The sequence below is a fragment of the Streptosporangium sp. NPDC048886 genome (assembly GCF_055586905.1).
In genome coordinates, this window is sequence record NZ_JBVJHH010000053.1 from 15226 (window position 1) to 32165 (window position 16940).

The following is a 16940-nucleotide window of genomic DNA, read 5'->3' on the forward strand; positions in this document are numbered from 1 at the left end:
TAGATGGATGATCAGTAGGTGGAGCGCCACGTCACGGTCAGCTGTGCGCCCGTCCCGAACGATGCGGCGAGCAGCGCCAGGTTGTTGTCGCCGGGATCGAGGTGGAATGCCTTCACTGGCACGCTGAGGTTCGTGCGGCTGTCGAGTCGGTCGGTGACGCCGTTCAGCAGGGCCGTGCCGCGGCTCACGTCGACCGTCAGCGTCTGCCCGGCCAGCAGGTCGAGGTTGAACTCCAGCGCCCTGGTCAGCGTGCTGTTGACCACGCGAGGTGTCGTCAGCGGGCCCACGAAGGTCAGCACTGGCTCTGCGGGTTCGATGCCGTAGTTCGTCGCGGTCGCGTTGTTCGGGGAGCCCGCGGTGCCGTACGCGAGCGGATAGGTCAGCGGGTAGGTGAGGCCGCCGGCGCCGGAGGTCAGCGGCGCGATCGTCACCGACCGCTCGGTGAGCTCCAGCTTGGCCGGGTTGGAGGCGACCCACTGCAGGCCACACTTGACGATGCCAGCGGCGAACAGCTTGTCGCGTGGCATCACCAAGCGAGTGCACTTGGCGTACACCATGCGCGTCGCCGTCCGGTCAGCGATGACGAGCGGGTGCTCGGTGGCATCGCGTACGGTGGCGGCCATCTGCTCCACTGCAGCCACCGCGGCCGCGAACTCGGCGGCTGCGGGGTGCATTTGGAAGGCCCAGACGATGGCCCGCTCCGGCCGGCGGCCGTTGCCCGGGTAGGAGCCGTCGCCGGAGTTGCGCGGCTTGTTGCCGAGGTTGACGGTTTGGTCCCACCCGGTCAGGTCCTGCCAGCCGTACGGGGTGCCTGAGCCGAGCAGCAGGCCGCGGAACTCGATCTGCTGGTCGCGGGTGATGAGGTCGCCGGCCGTCACCAGGATGCTCCGATCGCCTCGACGCGCAGGTCCGACATCAGCCGCTGCGGTGACTGGCCGGGGGCGGCGTAGTAGGTGCCGATGAGCGGCCGGTCATCCCACGCCGGACCCGCCACCGCGGCCGGGGCGCCGCCGGTTCCAGCGCCGGCCAGGGCGAGCGGCCTGGCGGACAGGTCCGGCACCTTGAACGAGCGGGCCAGCAGGTCGGTGAGCCCGGACCGCTCGGCCAGCTCGACCGCGCGCCGCGGCCGGGTCAGCGGGATGACGACTTCGCGGCCGGCCTCGCCGATCATCGCCATCGTGGCCCGGTCGACAATCGCACCGTTCGCCAGGCGGGGGAACTGGACATAGCTCATGCCGGGCACACCGGACGCGATGATGTTGATGACTTGCTCAAACCATCCGATGACGGAGTTCGCCCAGCCCTTGATCGCCTGACCCATGCGGGACAGACCTGCGTCGACCTGGCCGGGCAGGCCGAAGAAGGTGCCGATGAAGAGCTGGATGGCTCCGACCGCGAAGGTGATCGCGTCCTTGACCAGGTTGAACGCCAAGATCATGTTCTGCGCTCCGATCCGGACGATCCGCGCCACCTCCTCCGACTCCAGCAATTTGGAGATCAGCGGCGTGGCCTTGACCAGCAGATCAGCGAAAACTCGCACCAAGTCGATCAAGGGCGGCAGGAGCTTCGGCAGCTCGGGTATGAGCGGTTTGACGATCTCCAGGAGCAGCTTCAGCAGCGGCGGGACCAGGGGCGTGAGCTCGCGGAAGACGTCCAGGAAAGCCAACGCCAAGTCCTTGATCATCGGGACCAAGACGGGCAGCTGACGGATGCAGGCGACCAGGATTTCCCCGCCGAAACGGATCAAATCGGGCAGAACCTTGACCACCTCGACGAACACGGCGGCAAAGGCGCGAGCCAGTTCCCCCAGGTGCGGTGTGACCTGCGGTAACACGGCGAGCAGCTCGCGGAGGACCTGCTGGCCGACCTCGCGCAAGGCGTCGATCACGGGCTGCAGGAACGCCCGGGTATCACGCAGGGCGGCGGCCAGCTCGTTGCCGAACTGGGCGGCCACGGGAAGTAAGGCAGCACTTACTTCGCCGAAGAGTCGAGCCACCTCACCCAGAATCGGCCCCAAGGAATCCGCTAAAACGGACACAACGGGTGCGAGCAGCGTGGCCAGCAGGGTCAGCCCAGACCCGAGCCGATCCACCAGAATCGCCGCGATCTGAACCAGCGGGCCGATCAAAGGCGAGACGGCGACCAGCAGATCCGAGATCCCAGTGCCGAGCGCGAGCAGCGCCTCCGCCACCTCCGGCCGGGCGAACGCAGCGGCCAAGGCCTGCCCGACGGCAACGAGCCCAGGCGCCAGGGCAGCCACGGCGGGCACCAGCGAATTGAGCAGATTGAGCGCCAGCGACACCAAGATCGGGATCAGAGGAGCGGCGGCGACCAGCAGATTCGAGAGACCCTGCCCCAGATTCAGCAGCGCCTGGGCGACGGCAGGGTTGGCGAACGCCTGCGCGAACGCGCCGCCAACGGTGACCAGACCAGGGGCGAGAGCCGCCACGGCAGGCAGCACCGAGTTGAGCAGACTCAACGCCAGCGACGCCAGAATCGGAATGAGCGGCGACACCGCGGTCAGCACTTTCGAGATGCCTGTACCCAGCGCGAGAAGCCCATCCCGGACGGCGTCGTTCGCAAACGTGCGGGTCAAAGCGTTTCCAACAGCGACGAGCCCGGGCGCCAGAGCGGCCACGGCCGGCGCCGCCGCGCGGATCGCTGAGGTCAAAACGGAGCTGAACGCGACCGCGACGTCAGCCACCCGGGGAGCTATGGTGGCCAGCCCATCGAGCAGCGCCCTGACCACCGGGGACAGCGCCGCGCCGACCCGCTGCAGCGATTCGAAGATCGAGACGAGCGCGGCTTGGCCCGCGGAGTCGGACAAGGCCGCGTTGATGTTCCGCAGCAGCCCGATGAGGCCGCCCAGGGCGTCGCTACCGGCCTTGCCCGCCGCGCGGAACACCGCCTCGAAAATCCCGCCGACCTGTTGGGCGACCTGGCCGAGCTGTTTGAGCACGACCAGACCGGTGTTCATCCACTCCAACGCCCGGCCAGACTCGCTGGCCTGCGAAAGAAACGCGCCGAACTCCGCCGCCGCGGACGCGACGCCGGGCCCGAACCCGGCCAACCAGGCGGCGCCGACCACGCCCACGTCCCGGATCCCCGCCAGGAGCGGCTGGAGCGCGGGCACAACCGCGGACACCGACTCGCGCAGCGACGTGAAGACCGACTGAATGGCCCCGATCGACTCGGCGGACCGGGCAAACTCCACCAGCCGCAATGCGCCCAGACCGAACTCGCCGGCCAGGCCCGACATGCCGCCGCGCACTGCTTCAACGACGGGCAGCAGCGACGTCATCTGGCCGACCAACGGCGCGAAAAAGGCGTCCTGGACCTGCTCTTTCACCGCCTGCAAGGCGGGCGACATGCCGAACAGCTCGGTGGCGACGGTGTTCGCGACGCCGGACAGCTGTTGTGCAGCCGCGGCGAACTTCAGGAAGTCGCCGCTGAGCACTGCGCTGATCGCATCGCCCACCCCGAACAGGGCGACCTTGAGCGTGCCCATCGCTGCGGCACCGAGAAGCACCCCGCCCGGCAGTGCAGCGATCAGCCCCGACACCGGGGCGATCGCGCCGGCCAGCGACACCATGCTCGCCGCCGCCGACGCCGCACCCGCCGCCAGAGTGGACAGGGCCGCCGCGCCGACGCCCAGCTTGGTCAGGCCCGCGGTGAGGCTGGCCAGCGCCGCACCGCCAGTGACCCCCAGCCGCCCCAGGCCCGCGGTGAGGCTGCTCAGCGCGGACGTGCCCGTCGTACCGAGGCGGCCGATCCGCTGGCCGAGGTCGCCGACGGCGTCCCCGATCAACGCGAATCCTCGGAGGAGGTTGGGGATCTGCTGGGTGATCGCAGCGAGGGCCCGGCGGAGGATGTCGCCGAGGCCTCCTCGGCCTCCCCCTCCGCCGCCCGACCCGCTGATCTTCTTGGCGAAACCCCGCGTGGCGCCGTCACCGATGCCCTCGCCGAGCCGTTCGCCTTCGGAGACGAACTTGCCGCGCTCGTCGCGCAGGCGGCCCTGAGCATCACGGGTGAAGCGGCGGCTGAAGGCGTCACCCGACTCGCCGCCGGTCTTCTCGAAGTCGCGGCGCACGTCGTCGCGAACACCAGTCGTGTCCGCGCGGACGCGGACGAACGCCTCGGCCAGGGCAGCCACGAGCCACCCCCGTCCGAGCTGTTCAGTTATCCACAGGCCGCCATCGCGGCCATGATCTGCACCCTGCGGTTACGCCGAGCCGCGGCCGGATCAGCCGCTTGGAATTCCTCGGTGATCTCGCCGAGCACGTCCGGATTGGCATCCTCAGCGCCGACGGCTGCCAGGAGCGCGCTGGTGCGTAGCACCGCCTCGCGACGCTCCAGATAGAGGCCGTAGGCGAGGCTCAACGCGTCTGGGAGCGTCAGATCGGTCAGCCGTAGGTAAATACCTTCGGCTGCTCCTGCGCCGTCTCCACCGGCTGCAGGGCCGCTTCCATAGGCCCCGTCTCGACGGTGCCCCGCGAGAACGAGACGACCGTCGATGAAGTCGGCGTGGCGGGCGGCCCATCGGGCGAGACCGAGGGCCTGGAGGTAGGGCGGGCGACGAAGTCCTCCACGATGCCCTGCAGAATCTCCATGACCATCTCGGGGTCGGTGCCGTGCTCCCTGATGTGGGTGCGGAACCGGTTGTACTCGGCCTTGCCCATGGCGCCGGTGAGGAACTCCGCGATGATCGCCATGCCCTCCGGGGTGACGGAGTCAACGCCGATCTCGGCGAGCCGCGCCAGCTCCGACAGGTCCATGACCGACGGGGTGCCCGCGCATCGGAACGTGACGTCGTCCAGGACGAACGTGGGCCCTTCAGTGGTGCGGGGCTTGGAGGTGTAGGTGCGTGCCATCGAGGGTCCTTAGAGGCGGGTCGGGGAGGCGAGGATGGCCTTGAACGGCTTGGCGCCGGCGGGCTTCGTCATCTTGAACTCGCAGTTGATCAGCGACTTCTCAGCGCCCTTCCGGCGGGCCACGCCGATGTTGCCCTGGTTGAGACACTGCCTGTAGACCCACCGCTCCTCGTGATCCTCGCTTTCGAAGCCGAGCATCACGCTGGTCTCCTCGCCCAGCTCCGGCGGCTCGAAGGTGACGATGCCGGTGCCGGCGGTGATGGTGCCGCCGTTCATCGCGTACTTCAGGTTCGTGGCCGTGATCTGCGCCAGAGCGAAGCCAAGACCCATGTTGCGGCCGGTGAGAGCGGTCGCGACCGGGTCGAGTTCCTCGGCGACCTCAACATCTTCGGAGGACAGTTCATAGGTGAACTCGCTGCCCTCGTTGGTGTAACCGAGCGCGATCCAGTTCGCGGACACGGTCGCCCACGGGGTGGTGAGGTCGGCCGGTTCAGCGGTGCCGAGCACGGCGATGTACAGGTAGCCGGGGCCGAGGCTGATTGCTTCGGGCTTTCCACGGGCCATCAGGCGTCACCCTTTCCGTCGGTGGGCGCCTGGCTCTCGTTGGTCTCAGGCGGGGTCTGGGGGGCGAACGGTTCGCCGGTCTCGGGATGCCGTACGTGGGCGGTCCAGCCATACTTCTCGACGTGCTCGACGGGCACCCGGTCGCCGACGTTGTGGGCGCGGGCGGTGCCGATGCGCAGCGGCGCGGTGGCGATGTAGTACGGCGGAGGGGTGACATCCTTGACGGACTGCTCCGGCGGCTGCTCGTCGGAGGGCGTCAGCTTCGGATCGCGGGACGCCATCAGCCGACCCTCAACACGGCGATCGTCACACCCGAGGTCGGCGAACAGACCACGTCTGCCTGGCCATCCGCCCTGGCGAACAGCCTCGCCGGCAGCGGGCCCACCATCCGGTCGCCCGTGGTGGCCGGCACGGTGATGGTCAGATCGGAGACCGCGAGGCCCTCCACGGTGCCCGGCGTGGTCACGGTGACCGTGCTTGCCCCGCCGCCGGTGTTCTTCAGGTGCAGGAACGTGTGTTCGCCGGGGGTGAAGGTGTCGCCGCTGCCGCCGACGGCGGCATAGGTCGGGGCGATGCCCGTGGGCGCGACGACCTGTGTGGTCAATGCCGCCATGGATTCCTCCAGGTCAGGGAACGGGTGAGGTCGAGATCAGGAAGAAGCTGGCGTCGACCAGGTACTGGTACTGCTCGCGTTCGGAGTCGTGGTTGTCGACCAGCAGCGGGCCGACGATGTCCTCGGCGACCAGGCACCGGGTGTCGCCCATGACGGCCGGGCCGCCGCGGAGGGCGTCGAGGGCGTTGCAGTAGGCGACGGCGGCGATCTCCGCGGCCTCGTCGGTACCCGCGTAGATCGACGCACTGATGCGGGGGCTGTCCACCGTCTCCTCGGCGACCAGGTCGCCGCCGCGGCCGATGCGGGACAGCAGCGCGTAGGCGCCGTGGCCGGGTGAGCGGGGGTGCTGCCGGTAGGCGCCGAGCGCGAGCGGCCGGCCCGGGCCGACGAGCGTGTCGAGCTGGTTGATCCAGGCGCGGACAGCGGTGACGGCGACGACGTAGGCCATCAGGCGCGCCGGAGGTCTTCGAGCGCCGGGCGGAGGTGTGGCTGCGGGCTGGTGCCGGGGTGGTTCACCTGGCGGGCGAAGTGCACCTTCCCGCCTGAGACCCAGCGCAGCCATCCGCCGGGCTTTCGCGGTCTGATGGTGTGAGGACGCGTGCCGACCTCCATGAACAGGCCGTACGGCTCGCCCTGCGGCGTCGTGGCCGGGGAGGAGATGTCGACGTAGAGGCCGATGGTGTCGCGGCCGAGCTGCCATCCGATCTTGGATCGGAGGTAGCCGGACGGTCGGCCGCCGGACCCGCGCGGCGACACCGGCGCCCGGCGTTTCGCGCCCTGCGTGACGATCTCGCCGTAGCGGGCCATGCGGCGGGCGATGGGCCCGTCAGGGCCGCGGAGGAGCTGGTCGAGCTCGTGCTCGTTGAAGTCGATGCGGAATCCGCGTCCGCCGGCCGCCATCGCGCCTCCTCAGAGGGGGTAGTCGCCGGGCCAGCCCGGGTCAGGGAACGCGTAGACGGGAAGTAGGGAGCCTTCAGTGCCAGTGCCGCCGGCGTCGCTGACGGCGTCGATCAGCCGCTGCAGGGCGTCCTTGGCGCGCTGGTCGAGTTGCGCGGCGACTTGCACGTCGGCGTCCCGGTCGGGGTAGGCGAGTTCGATGTCGGCGGCCGCCCGGAGCGCGGCGGCCTTCTGCGCCAGACTGGCAAGGTAGGTCGGGGCGGCGGGTATGGTTCCGGCGACGGCGGCCAGGATCTCGGCGACCGCGGCGGTGATGTAGCGGTTGGCCTGTTCCGCGGTCGGCGTGGTGCCGTCGTTGAACGTCATCTGGAGCGTGTCGTCGCCCGGCACGTTGGTGTTGCGGGTGCGAGTGGGGATGTGGTCGGCGACCTGCTCCAGTGTCGGGGCCCAGCTCTCGGCCACGATCCCTCCTCCCTATGTGGCTGTGGTGGTCCCGGCCGGGCCAACGGGGGCCGCCCGGCCGGGCCACGTCTGTTACTGGCCGGTCCGGGCGCGGCCGCGGGCGGAGCGGCTGCTGTCGCCCTGCTCGGCCTCGGCTTCGGCCTGCTCCTGCTGGGCGGCGTCGGCGCCCTTGAGCTCCTCGATCATGTTGCCGTCGAGGAGGTGCTTGATCCGGTCGGCCGGGACACCCTCCGGGAGGAGCGCGTCCCGGTAGAAGATCGTCATCCTGGCGTCCGGCTCGCTGCTGACAGGCACGTTGGCGACGCACGGAGCGGTCACCTTGTAGCGCTTGCTCATGACCGCTCCTTACGGGTTCGTGCCGGTGATCTTGACGGCGGCGCCCGGCTCCTGAACGATCGGCACCGTGATCCGGCGGCCCCACATCTCCCAGGAGTCCTTGGTCGCCAGGCGCTCGGTCTGGATCTGGACGGCCATGTCGCCGACCGTGTAGCCGGGGTCGACGTCGACCTCGTCGGCCATGCCGCCGAGCTGCTGGGAGTCGAGGACCCACACGTCGTCGGACGGCAGGGACGACAGCGGCGCCTCGACGACGACCAGGCCGCCGATCCGCTCGATCATGCCGCCGTAGACGGGGTTGTCGGTCGCCTCCCGGCGGCGCAGCGTCGCGATGCGCTCGTCGGACGCCATGTAGGCGTACTTCGTGCTGCTCATGACGATGGTGTCGGGGTTGTACCCCATCTGCAGTTCAGCGATCTTGGCCTTGGCCAGCTCGATGTCCCGCAGGATCGTCGCGGTGGAGGCGATCCAGTCGTCACCAGCGGCCTGCGTCTGCGTGACGGCGGACGCGACCGCGGACATGGTGATGCCGTCGACGTGGCGGATAACGGTGTTGATGACCTTGCGCAGCACCCGGTCGACCTCGTCGCCGGGGCGCGCGTTCCGCTTGATCGCTTCGTCGGTCAGGCGGGTCGCCTGGCCCCACTTGGAGACCGAAGCGAGGGCGGCGGCGCCGTTGGCGGTGACGTCGTGCGGGTATTCGGAGCCGGGGCCGACGGCCTGCGGGCTGCGGGTGTTGAAGATCGGCTCACTGACCTCGTACAGGACGGCGCCCCCCGAGGAGCGGAACCGCTGCGTCAGGATCTGGTCGGAGATGAACCGCAGGTCGGCGATCGTCCGGAGACGCCGCTGGATCTGCGTCGGGGAGGCCAGCAGCCGGTGGATGCTGAGCAGGTCACCGGACAGGCTCGGAGGAGCCGGCGGGTTAACAGGCATTGTTCAGGGGCTCCTTTACCAGGCCATCCACTGGACCTTGGCGGTGTCGGCCGCCGTGGTCAGGGCGACGCCGACGACGGCGCGGGCGTTGTTGATGTCACCGGCGGCCGCGCCGGCGGCGACGGCGAGGGAGGCGACGGTTCCAGCGGCGCCGGTGGCGAGCTGCGCGCCGGCGGTGATGGCGCCGGATGCGGTGGACTCGTGGACGGTGCCCCGCGAAAACACGGTCAGGCGGGTGCCGGAGGCGGCGTCGTGGGCGGCGACGCCGATCCACGAGGCGGAGGCGGCTCCGGCGACGCCGACGGTGCCGTTTCCGGAGACGGCTACCAGCTGGCCGCCGGTGATGGCCGCCGACGTGGTGACGGTGATGGCCTCGCCGGGTGTGTAGATCGGCAGGTAGTCAGCCATAGCGGATCACGCCTTTCCGGGGACGCTGAACAGGCGGTCGAACTCGTCGTTGACCGCACCGGTGTCCTCGCTGCCGGGGACGCCGAGGTCGGCCAGGGGGACGGTGCCCTCGGCGAGGCTGTTGAGGGTCTGCCGGGTGCCGTCGGGGTCGGCGTCGTACAGGCGGGCCCAGTGCTCACGGCGGGCGGGCGGGAACTTACCGGCGCGGATGGCGTCGTCGAGGTCGCGGTCGCGGGCCTCGATGCGCTGCTGGGCGCGTGCGGCGACGCCTTCGGCGGCCTGCCGCTCCAACTGGGCGAGCCGCTCGGAGTCGACGAGCACGACGCCCTCGGGCAGCTGCGCGGCGACCGGCTCGACCGGCAGGGCGGGGGTGGTCTCGGGCTCGGCGCGCTCGGCGAGTGCCTCGTCAACCGCAGCCAGGATCGTGGCCTCGTCAGCGTCGGCGTTCAGGCCGAGCCGCTCACGCAGGCCCTCGTCCAGAGCAGGCATGGGTGCCTCTCCTTCGGGTGTTGGGGTGGGCCCCGCGGCCGGCTCGACCGGGGGAGTCTCAGGGGTGGCCGCAGACGCGACCGGCGCGGGTGCGTGCTCGCGGCCGGCGTAGCGGAAGATGCTCAGGTCCCACGCGTTCTCCACGGGGGCCTTGTCCTTATCGGTGTCGCGGCGCGGTGCGACCTCATCCGCCAGGCCGGCGGCGACCGCCTCGTCGGCAGACATCCACGTCTCCGCGCGCATCCGCTCCCGCCACTCGGCGACGGTGCCGCCCGCGCGTTCGGCGTAGACGGCGGCGATGTTGTCGGACTGCCGGTCGAGCATGGCGGCCATGTCGTGCATGTCGGAGCCGTTGCCGATGCACATGCCGGCCGCATCGTGGATCATCATCTGGCTGTGGGGCTGCATGATGATCCGGTCACCGGCCATCGCGATTACCGACGCGATGGACGCGGCCAGCGAATCGACATGCGTGGTGACACGGGCGGGGTGCGACCGCAGAGTGTTCATGATCGCGATACCGTCGAACACGTCGCCACCCGGCGAGTTGACCCGGAGCGTGATCTCGCTGGCCGAGACGTTCTTGAGCTCCTGGATGAACGCCGCGGCGCTGACGCCGAACCAGCCGATCTCGTCGTAGATGACGACCTCGGCCGCCCCGTCGGCGAGGTTAGTGATGCGGTACCAGTCGGTGCCCTGCCGCAGCCGGGCGACCGGACGCGCGGTCTTGGGCCTCATGGCTCTCCCTCGTCGTTCCAGACGGCGACGATCACGCCGCGGCAGCGCAGCCGCCCGTCGCAGTTGATGTAGCCGCCACTGATGTAGGTGGCCTTGGCCTCGGCCAGGGAGGCGAACTCCTGGCCGTCGATCTCGACGCACTGTGGACAGGTGCTCCGGTCGAGCACTTCGCTCGCGTGATAGGTCGCTTCCGGGGCGGCGTCGAGGACGCTGAATCGGCCGTCTGTCTGGGCGACGCTGAGCGCTCCGCCGAGCTGCTCGCGCAGCCACGCGTCCGACAACCCCTCCAAGTGGGTCATCACCGCGGCGGCGACGTCCTCCCCCGGCCGGTCCGGGCCGGCCTGCCGGAGTGCCTCCCGGGCGGCTGCCCCGGCAAGCCACCCGGCCAGGAGGTCGGCCAGCGCGCGGGCGACGTCGCTGAGGTGGGCCTCGTTGACGTCAGGCTGCTCGACGGTCACGCCCTGACTCGCGGCTTCAGCGGCCATCTGTGCGGCGCTCCGCCCGGCCAGGTCGAGCATCGCCGCGGTGAGCAGCGCGGCAGCCTCGGCCGAGTCGAGCACCATCCCGGCGAGCCCGGTGAGGTCTCCGGCGTCGATGAGGGCGCGGATCTGCTCGGCGAGGTCGGCCCGCCAGGCTGCGCTGATGTCGGCCCAGGCGGCGAGCAGGTCATCGAGGGCCGTCTCCCACGCTGATTGGATGGCGTCGGGGTCCATCCCCGACTGCGCCTCTGCGAGCGTCAGCTGACGCCGGTCACCCTCCGAACCGGCCGCGCGCACCTCGCGGGCGCGGGCCCGGGCGGTGCGACGGCGCCGGGCCTGCGCCGGAGGCTCCGGCGCGGGCGGTGGGGGCGCGTCTGCCGCGCGTTGCGGGAGTCGCCAGGCGGTGCGGACGTAGGACTCCAGCTCAGCGTCGGGGGTGATCGCGCCGGCCGTGATGAGTGCCTGCAGTGCCTCGGCGTTGGTCTCGTGCCGTTGGCCAACGTCGGTGACGACGATCCGCGGCGCGGCCTCGTCTTCTCCCCAGTTGAGGTCGACGATGTTCACGCTGGTGCCGAGGGTGGCGGTGTCGGCAATCTCGTCGGCCACACCCTGCAGGCTGAGGAAGAACAGCTCCAGCATGCTCTCGCCGAGCGCGCGGGAGCCGTTGCGGGTTTGACCGAGGTCGAGCAGCCCCGCCAGCGCGGACCTGGACATTTGCTGGTCGAGGTACTCGATGAACGCCATGGCGTCTGGCGCTGACCCGGTCATGCCGGTGATCGCCAGCCGGAACCCAGACGGCAGGCCAACGCCGGACTGGTCGCCAGCGCGCATCGCCGAAGCCAGCCGCTGGGCCTCCGCCACCTGGGCGGGGGTTGCTCCGGGTGGTGCCTCCACCGACGGGATGCCCATCCCGAACCGGCGGATCGACGTGGCGTGGACGCGCCAGACCTCGTGCTTGAGGAGCCAGGCGCCGTAGGAGGCGCGCAGGATGCTGCGGCCGGTCCAGGTGGCGCCCTCGCGCTCGTGCGCGTACCAGACCAGCCTGTCTACGGGGATCGGCCGCCCGGCGGCGTGATCCTGGCGGATCGATTTGAGGGTGCCGTCGGGGTTGATGTCGATGGCGCCGATGGTGTGCGGCATCCGCTCACCAAGGTTGATCAGCCGGGCCTGCCCGTCGCGGATTTCGTAGCGGCGTTCGAACGGCATGTGGCCGAACACCAGCGACAGCAGGGCCAGGCGTAGGTGCTCGGCCCAGCGGACCCCGCGCCGGCGGGCGGGCCCGGGCGCCGGGTCGGCGCCGAGGATCGGCAACCCGAGGTCGTCGGCGACCGCCTGGACGACTTCTTCGCGGCAGCCAGCCGGGTCGACGGCCCAGGTGGCGCGGCGGATGGGCAGGGTGTATGCGGCGAGGATGGCGGCGAGTTGCGGGTCGTGGCGCATGCGGGCGTAGGTCTGCACGCTGAGCGGCCACATGAGGTCGGGGATGACCTCGACCATGTCGTTGTAGAGCTGGCCGTAGGAGCCGAGGCCGTCGGAGAGGGTGCCGATGTCCCGGGTGGGGGCGCTGACCATGACGAACCCCCTGCTCAGTAGTTGATGCTCATGAAGTCCATGGCGCCGGAGCTTCCGGTCGCCGCGGCGTACGCCTGGCCGATCACACCGCCGTCAGCCGATGCCCGGCGGGCGTCGACCTGCTCGGCGGTCTCCATCGGCAGCCAGTGCGCTGAGACGACGCGGGCGGCGTAGGAGAGCGTGTCGACCTGGTCGTCGTGCGCGGCGCTGGGGAACGACGCGAGTTCGTCACACCACTCATCGAGCCAGTCGACGCCGGCGGGGAACCAGACCCTGTGGGCTTTCACGCGGGACGTCGCCGGGAGCGCGCGTGTGATCTTGTCGGTGTCGGCGGTGAGTGGCTGCACCGGGATTCCTGCCGCGGTCGCGTCGATCGCCAGCGTGGTGGAGATGAACGACTGCTCGATGAACACGGTGTCTGCGGCCCACCGCTGTTGCAGCGGCCGGACATGGTCCCAGTGTTCGGCTTCCTCCATGCGTCCGCGGTTGCGGCCGAGGAGGATGAGGTCGCCGTCGGGGCTGATGGCCCAGGCGGAGGCGACTGTCCAGTCTGCGGAGGTGCGCTTGCTGGCGGCGAGGTCGACGGTGACGAACCGCCAGCAGTCGTCGAGCTGGACGGCGCGGCCGCCGAGGTCGACGCGCTGCCCACTGAGGACACCGTGCCAGCTGGTGTTGTCCGGCATCCGCTGCCAGTAGCGGAAGTCCGCGCGGCGGAACAGGTTGCCCTCGGCCGCGGTCGGCGACTGCTGGTAGATGCTGTTCCACACATACGCCGACCGGACGGCCTGCAGATTCTGGAAGTAGCCGCGCGCTCGGCCCTGCACGGAGACGAGCTCCTCGCCTGGGCGGCGGCCGAGCGGGTCGCCGGCGCCAGCGATGGCCGGGATCCGGATGATCCGCCACTGGCCTGGCTCGCGACGCTCCAGGCGCCCCGCCAGGTCATCCTCGTTCCAGCGGGTCATCATGAGCACGACCTTGCCGCGGGAGGACAGTCGGGTGGAGCCGTTGGACTCCCACCAGTCCCACGCTGCCTCGCGGTAGGTCGATGACTCGGCTTCGGCGCGGCCTCGTACCGGGTCGTCTACCAGGAGCACGTCGACGGGTTCGCCGGTGATGCCGCCCGCGATGCCGACGCAGATCAGGCCGCCGCCTTGCGCGGTTTCCCATCGGCCGGCGGCGCGGGAGTCCTGGCGGAGGGTGATGCCGAGTTCGGGGTGGGCGAGGATGTCGCGTCTGATGGCGCGGCCCCAGCGTTCGGCCTTGTTGTCGGCGTAGCTCACGATGGCGATGCGCAGGGTGGGGTCGTGTTGGAGGAGCCAGGCCGGGGTGCGGCGGCTGATCTTCTGCGACTTTCCTTCCTGGGGTGGGCAGAACACCATCAGCCGGTTGTGGCCGTCGCCGTCGAACAGGTCGACGAGCTCGGCGTCGATGAGGTCGAGCATGGCGGTCTGGCGGTGGTTGCGGTCGAGTTCGGTGGCCATGGCTCCGGGGGTGGCCCAGCGTCGGCGGCGCGGCTGGAACTGTGCGGCCGCGTGCTCCCATGCGGTGAGGGTGGTCATGGGGTGCCGATGGTCAGCAGGCCGGACCGGCGCACCGGGCGGCGGGAAGCGCTGACCGTGATGCGGGACCACACCACGTATTCGCCCTCGGCGAGCTCGGTGTCGCTGCCGGGGCCGATCAGCAGCCGAGCCTCCACACCGTCCCAGGTGGCGGCCTTGTAGTCGGCGTCGACCGGTTCGTCTTCGTCGGAAGTCCGCGGGATGATCGCGATCTCCACGGGGAAGCTGGTCGCGTCCGCTCCCCAGGGGACGTAGATGTCCTCGCGGGAGGAGGCGGCCACCTGCGCCATCATGACCTCCCGATCCGGGGTGGGCTGGCGGGCCAGCGGGTGCTGGGCGGGCCAGCCGTCCAGAGGAGTCGGGGCGGGCCGATGCCGATGGGCGGAATCTCAACCTCGGGGGTGTCGCTCGTCGTGACGGCCCCGGCGGTGGCCAGGACACGGATCGCCGGGGCGGCTCCGACGAGGACGGGGTTCTGCGCGGCGGCGACCAGGCCCGGCACGGCTCGGATGCGGGCCGCGGTCGGCTGGCCGGCCAGGAGGACGCCGTCGCCGAGGTCAACCGCGGTGACCACGCCTACACCAGGGCGGAGCCGTGCGAGCGCGGGCCCGCCGGTGAGCGTGGCCTGCAGTGCGGCGATGAGCTGGCTGCGGCCTGGGCGGAGCCGGATCGTGGCCGTGGCGCCGGTCAGGATCGGCTGCTGGGCTGCGGTGATGGCCGGTGCTGCAGCGCGGAGCTGGACGGCGGCCGCTGGGCCGGTGAGCGTGACGGACACGCCGCCGGCGACTGTGGACACCGCGCCGGAGCCCGCCCGGATGGTGACCCGGGCCGAGGCGCTGGTGAGCGGCGCGTGCTGGACGGTGACGGCCTGGCCCGTACTGCTGCGAAGGCGGAGGGCTGCGGCTGGCCCGGCGGCGGTGATGCTGATGCCGGAGGTGATCTGGCCAGCGCTGGCGCGGGTGCGGATGCTGGCCAGGGTGCCGGCGACAGTCGCAGCTTGGACGGCGGTGATGGATCCGGATCCGGCGCGGATGCGCAGCGCTCCGGGCCTACCGGCCACGGTGGCGACCTGGGCGGCCGTCACGGCTCCTGATCCGGCGCGGATACGGACGGCTGCGGGTGCTCCGGCGAGCGGCGCGTGGCGGACTGCGGTGACGGCCCCGGCGGACGCCCTGGTTCTGATGCTGCCAGCCGTACCGGACTGCGGGGCCGCACCGGCGGCTTGGATTCGGCCGGATCCTGCTCGGACGCGGACAGCCCCACCAGTTCCGGGCAGGGGGGCGGCGCGGACGGCGGTGAGTAGTCCGGTCGAGGCGCGGACGCGGACGGCTCCTGCGGCGCCAGCCGCGGTGACGGCAGCCGAGTCGGTCAGCGTGCTGGCGGAGTTGCCTGCGGTGCCGTCCCAGCTGGCCGAGGCGCTGTCGCCGTCGAAGTAGGTATCGAGAGCAGTGACCTGCTCCAGCAGTACTGCGGTGGCGTCGACTGCGTTGACGCCCATGTTGATGCCGTCGACGACGACCCGGCAGGCAACGGCGCCGGTAGGGGCTATGGCGGTGACGGAGGTGCGGCCGACGGTGCCAGCGGTGAGTGAGTAGGGGGCGCTGGGGTAACCGAATCCGCTGCCCCCTGCGTTGAGCCACTCGATGTAGGCGGCGCCGCCGCCGTTGGTGGTCGGTCGCAGGTAGATGCTGACGGTGTAGGTGAGGCCGACAGTGACTGCGCCGGTTGCGGTCGGCGCGCTGGCCAGGAACGTCCCGCTCGTGTACCGGGCGGCCCAGGAGCGGACGAAACCCGTGACGGCTGTCCGGGTCGGTGTGGCGCCGCCGCCCCAGCCCGTGTTGTTGTTGGTGAGCGCTGGGTTGAGGCAGAGGTTATGACGCGTCGCCATGGGCTCCCCTCAGCACAGCTACGCCGGACGTCGGAGGGGTCAGCTTGTGAACATGGTCAACAGGCCCTCGGCGCTGTCCAGCGTGGCGGTGAACGCGCCGCCGTTGGACGCGACCTGGGCGCCGCCGAGGTCCCACAGCACGATCACCGGCGACGTGGTGGTGGTGCCGGTGTCCTTGTAGAACACCAGGTAGGAGGCCGTCAGCGAGCCCGGGTTGCCGGTCGTCCACGACGGATCAGCAGCATCCACGACCAGGACGCCGGTGCCCTCGGCGACCCAGGTGACCGAGCCGTCCGTGAAATCATCGCCGACGACGGTGGTGTAGGTCGGCAAGGACCCGCCGGAGGTGCCGGCGACGACGCATCGGTAGACGTAGCCGTTGGCGGAGGCGGGGCGGACAACGTCGCCGACCGTGTAGGCCGTCGAGTTGGCGCGCTGGACGGACCATGAGTTCGCCGCGGTGTAGGTGACGGTCTTGCTGCCGAGGGTGGCGCCGCCGGCGGTGTATCCGGAGGTGCCAGTACCGGTTGCCTCAGTGGCTACGGCGAGGACATCCGAGATGAACTGGGCGGTGTCCTTGGTCGAGCCGACGGTGTAGGCGCTCAAGGCCATGACCTTGATGGTGTCGGTCGCGAAGTTGAGGCGCCCCTCAAAGAGGCTCTGCTGGAGCTTGCCGTAGACGTAGGCGGTTACGGCCATGGTGGGGCCCTCCCTGGGCGTGTGTGTGCTGGGCGCCCAGGAGGGCGACTGTTAGATCAGGGCTGGTATTCGACGTCGCCGGGGATCTCGCCGCCGCCGGCCGGGAGGGAGACGAGGGTGACGTCCACGTCGTGCGTCTCGTAGCCGCCACCCGCGGCCGGGATGCGGTCACCGTTGGTGTCGAGGTCGTAGACGGCGACGACTCCTCTGAGCGGTGACTCCCAGACCGTGATGGTGGCGTAGGTGGCGTAGACGCGCTCCCCGGGGGGCAGGTCCTGCGCGCCCTCCCACTCGTAGACGTGGCCCTGGGCCGGCAGGCCCTGGTCCTTGAGCCAGCTCAGGAACGACTGGTAGCCGGGGCTGACCAGGTGCTCGGGCTGGGTTCGGATGCCGGCGATCAGGTAGGGCTCGGTGTCGGGCACGGGTCTC

20 protein-coding genes are annotated in these 16940 nt (G+C 70.6%); all 20 read right to left on the reverse strand.

The window, feature by feature from the left end; translation table 11 throughout:
* Positions 1 to 11: 11 nt before the first annotated feature.
* The gene (locus ACZ6R6_RS42465) at positions 12 to 878 is read right to left on the reverse strand and encodes a phage distal tail protein (RefSeq protein WP_470102605.1); all 867 of its coding nucleotides are present in this window, start codon (positions 876 to 878) and stop codon (positions 12 to 14) included.
* Positions 875 to 4153 carry a hypothetical protein gene (locus ACZ6R6_RS42470; protein ID WP_470102606.1) on the reverse strand — a complete coding sequence of 1093 codons (3279 nt, stop codon included), beginning with the start codon at positions 4151 to 4153 and terminating at the stop codon, positions 875 to 877. Before ACZ6R6_RS42470 ends, ACZ6R6_RS42465 begins: the two co-directional genes overlap by 4 nt.
* A 26-nt stretch (positions 4154 to 4179) precedes the next feature.
* Positions 4180 to 4380, reverse strand: a complete 201-nt coding sequence (locus ACZ6R6_RS42475) for a hypothetical protein (RefSeq protein ID WP_470102607.1) — start codon at positions 4378 to 4380, stop codon at positions 4180 to 4182.
* A gap of 23 nt (positions 4381 to 4403) precedes the next feature.
* On the reverse strand, positions 4404 to 4871 hold the full coding sequence (locus ACZ6R6_RS42480) for a hypothetical protein (RefSeq protein ID WP_470102608.1): 468 nt from the start codon (positions 4869 to 4871) through the stop codon (positions 4404 to 4406).
* Between the two features lie 9 nt (positions 4872 to 4880).
* Positions 4881 to 5435: a phage tail tube protein gene (locus ACZ6R6_RS42485; protein WP_470102609.1), complete on the reverse strand. Its 555-nt coding sequence runs from the start codon at positions 5433 to 5435 to the stop codon at positions 4881 to 4883.
* Complete coding sequence (locus ACZ6R6_RS42490; RefSeq protein WP_470102610.1) at positions 5435 to 5716, reverse strand: hypothetical protein; 282 nt, start codon at positions 5714 to 5716, stop codon at positions 5435 to 5437. The genes ACZ6R6_RS42485 and ACZ6R6_RS42490 overlap by 1 nt, the downstream gene beginning before the upstream one ends.
* Positions 5716 to 6048 (reverse strand): hypothetical protein, encoded by a 333-nt coding sequence (locus ACZ6R6_RS42495; protein WP_470102611.1) that lies wholly within the window; start codon positions 6046 to 6048, stop codon positions 5716 to 5718. Before ACZ6R6_RS42495 ends, ACZ6R6_RS42490 begins: the two co-directional genes overlap by 1 nt.
* A gap of 13 nt (positions 6049 to 6061) precedes the next feature.
* Positions 6062 to 6496, reverse strand: a complete 435-nt coding sequence (locus tag ACZ6R6_RS42500; protein WP_470102612.1) for a hypothetical protein — start codon at positions 6494 to 6496, stop codon at positions 6062 to 6064.
* Positions 6496 to 6948 carry a hypothetical protein gene (locus ACZ6R6_RS42505; protein ID WP_470102613.1) on the reverse strand — a complete coding sequence of 151 codons (453 nt, stop codon included), beginning with the start codon at positions 6946 to 6948 and terminating at the stop codon, positions 6496 to 6498. The genes ACZ6R6_RS42500 and ACZ6R6_RS42505 overlap by 1 nt, the downstream gene beginning before the upstream one ends.
* A gap of 9 nt (positions 6949 to 6957) precedes the next feature.
* Positions 6958 to 7407 carry a hypothetical protein gene (locus ACZ6R6_RS42510; protein ID WP_470102614.1) on the reverse strand — a complete coding sequence of 150 codons (450 nt, stop codon included), beginning with the start codon at positions 7405 to 7407 and terminating at the stop codon, positions 6958 to 6960.
* Positions 7408 to 7479: 72 nt separating this feature from the next.
* Positions 7480 to 7743 carry a hypothetical protein gene (locus tag ACZ6R6_RS42515; RefSeq protein ID WP_470102615.1) on the reverse strand — a complete coding sequence of 88 codons (264 nt, stop codon included), beginning with the start codon at positions 7741 to 7743 and terminating at the stop codon, positions 7480 to 7482.
* A gap of 9 nt (positions 7744 to 7752) precedes the next feature.
* Positions 7753 to 8679 carry a phage major capsid protein gene (locus ACZ6R6_RS42520; protein WP_470102616.1) on the reverse strand — a complete coding sequence of 309 codons (927 nt, stop codon included), beginning with the start codon at positions 8677 to 8679 and terminating at the stop codon, positions 7753 to 7755.
* A gap of 15 nt (positions 8680 to 8694) precedes the next feature.
* On the reverse strand, positions 8695 to 9087 hold the full coding sequence (locus ACZ6R6_RS42525) for a capsid cement protein (protein WP_470102617.1): 393 nt from the start codon (positions 9085 to 9087) through the stop codon (positions 8695 to 8697).
* A 6-nt stretch (positions 9088 to 9093) separates the two neighbouring features.
* Positions 9094 to 10314 (reverse strand): head maturation protease, ClpP-related, encoded by a 1221-nt coding sequence (locus ACZ6R6_RS42530; RefSeq protein WP_470102618.1) that lies wholly within the window; start codon positions 10312 to 10314, stop codon positions 9094 to 9096.
* Complete coding sequence (locus ACZ6R6_RS42535; RefSeq protein WP_470102619.1) at positions 10311 to 12365, reverse strand: phage portal protein family protein; 2055 nt, start codon at positions 12363 to 12365, stop codon at positions 10311 to 10313. The genes ACZ6R6_RS42530 and ACZ6R6_RS42535 overlap by 4 nt, the downstream gene beginning before the upstream one ends.
* A gap of 14 nt (positions 12366 to 12379) precedes the next feature.
* Positions 12380 to 13924, reverse strand: coding sequence for a phage terminase large subunit (gene terL, locus ACZ6R6_RS42540; RefSeq protein WP_470102620.1), 1545 nt, complete (start codon positions 13922 to 13924; stop codon positions 12380 to 12382).
* Positions 13921 to 14217 carry a hypothetical protein gene (locus tag ACZ6R6_RS42545; protein ID WP_470102621.1) on the reverse strand — a complete coding sequence of 99 codons (297 nt, stop codon included), beginning with the start codon at positions 14215 to 14217 and terminating at the stop codon, positions 13921 to 13923. Before ACZ6R6_RS42545 ends, terL begins: the two co-directional genes overlap by 4 nt.
* Positions 14214 to 15812, reverse strand: a complete 1599-nt coding sequence (locus ACZ6R6_RS42550; protein ID WP_470102622.1) for a hypothetical protein — start codon at positions 15810 to 15812, stop codon at positions 14214 to 14216. The genes ACZ6R6_RS42545 and ACZ6R6_RS42550 overlap by 4 nt, the downstream gene beginning before the upstream one ends.
* Before the next feature lie 39 nt (positions 15813 to 15851).
* Positions 15852 to 16511, reverse strand: coding sequence for a hypothetical protein (locus ACZ6R6_RS42555; RefSeq protein WP_470102623.1), 660 nt, complete (start codon positions 16509 to 16511; stop codon positions 15852 to 15854).
* Between the two features lie 56 nt (positions 16512 to 16567).
* Positions 16568 to 16933, reverse strand: a complete 366-nt coding sequence (locus ACZ6R6_RS42560) for a hypothetical protein (protein WP_470102624.1) — start codon at positions 16931 to 16933, stop codon at positions 16568 to 16570.
* Positions 16934 to 16940: the final 7 nt, after the last annotated feature.

Excerpts from the sequence above, each read along its gene's own strand:
- ACZ6R6_RS42480 (WP_470102608.1), bottom strand. The coding sequence starts at position 4,871 with ATGGCACGCACCTACACCTCCAAGCCCCGCACCACTGAAGGGCCCACG.
- ACZ6R6_RS42485 (WP_470102609.1), bottom strand. The coding sequence starts at position 5,435 with ATGGCCCGTGGAAAGCCCGAAGCAATCAGCCTCGGCCCCGGCTACCTG.
- ACZ6R6_RS42490 (WP_470102610.1), bottom strand. The coding sequence starts at position 5,716 with ATGGCGTCCCGCGATCCGAAGCTGACGCCCTCCGACGAGCAGCCGCCG.
- ACZ6R6_RS42495 (WP_470102611.1), bottom strand. The coding sequence starts at position 6,048 with ATGGCGGCATTGACCACACAGGTCGTCGCGCCCACGGGCATCGCCCCG.
- ACZ6R6_RS42500 (WP_470102612.1), bottom strand. The coding sequence starts at position 6,496 with ATGGCCTACGTCGTCGCCGTCACCGCTGTCCGCGCCTGGATCAACCAG.
- ACZ6R6_RS42505 (WP_470102613.1), bottom strand. The coding sequence starts at position 6,948 with ATGGCGGCCGGCGGACGCGGATTCCGCATCGACTTCAACGAGCACGAG.
- ACZ6R6_RS42515 (WP_470102615.1), bottom strand. The coding sequence starts at position 7,743 with ATGAGCAAGCGCTACAAGGTGACCGCTCCGTGCGTCGCCAACGTGCCT.
- ACZ6R6_RS42520 (WP_470102616.1), bottom strand. The coding sequence starts at position 8,679 with ATGCCTGTTAACCCGCCGGCTCCTCCGAGCCTGTCCGGTGACCTGCTC.
- ACZ6R6_RS42525 (WP_470102617.1), bottom strand. The coding sequence starts at position 9,087 with ATGGCTGACTACCTGCCGATCTACACACCCGGCGAGGCCATCACCGTC.
- ACZ6R6_RS42530 (WP_470102618.1), bottom strand. The coding sequence starts at position 10,314 with ATGAGGCCCAAGACCGCGCGTCCGGTCGCCCGGCTGCGGCAGGGCACC.
- ACZ6R6_RS42535 (WP_470102619.1), bottom strand. The coding sequence starts at position 12,365 with ATGGTCAGCGCCCCCACCCGGGACATCGGCACCCTCTCCGACGGCCTC.
- terL (WP_470102620.1), bottom strand. The coding sequence starts at position 13,924 with ATGACCACCCTCACCGCATGGGAGCACGCGGCCGCACAGTTCCAGCCG.
- ACZ6R6_RS42545 (WP_470102621.1), bottom strand. The coding sequence starts at position 14,217 with ATGATGGCGCAGGTGGCCGCCTCCTCCCGCGAGGACATCTACGTCCCC.
- ACZ6R6_RS42550 (WP_470102622.1), bottom strand. The coding sequence starts at position 15,812 with ATGGCGACGCGTCATAACCTCTGCCTCAACCCAGCGCTCACCAACAAC.
- ACZ6R6_RS42555 (WP_470102623.1), bottom strand. The coding sequence starts at position 16,511 with ATGGCCGTAACCGCCTACGTCTACGGCAAGCTCCAGCAGAGCCTCTTT.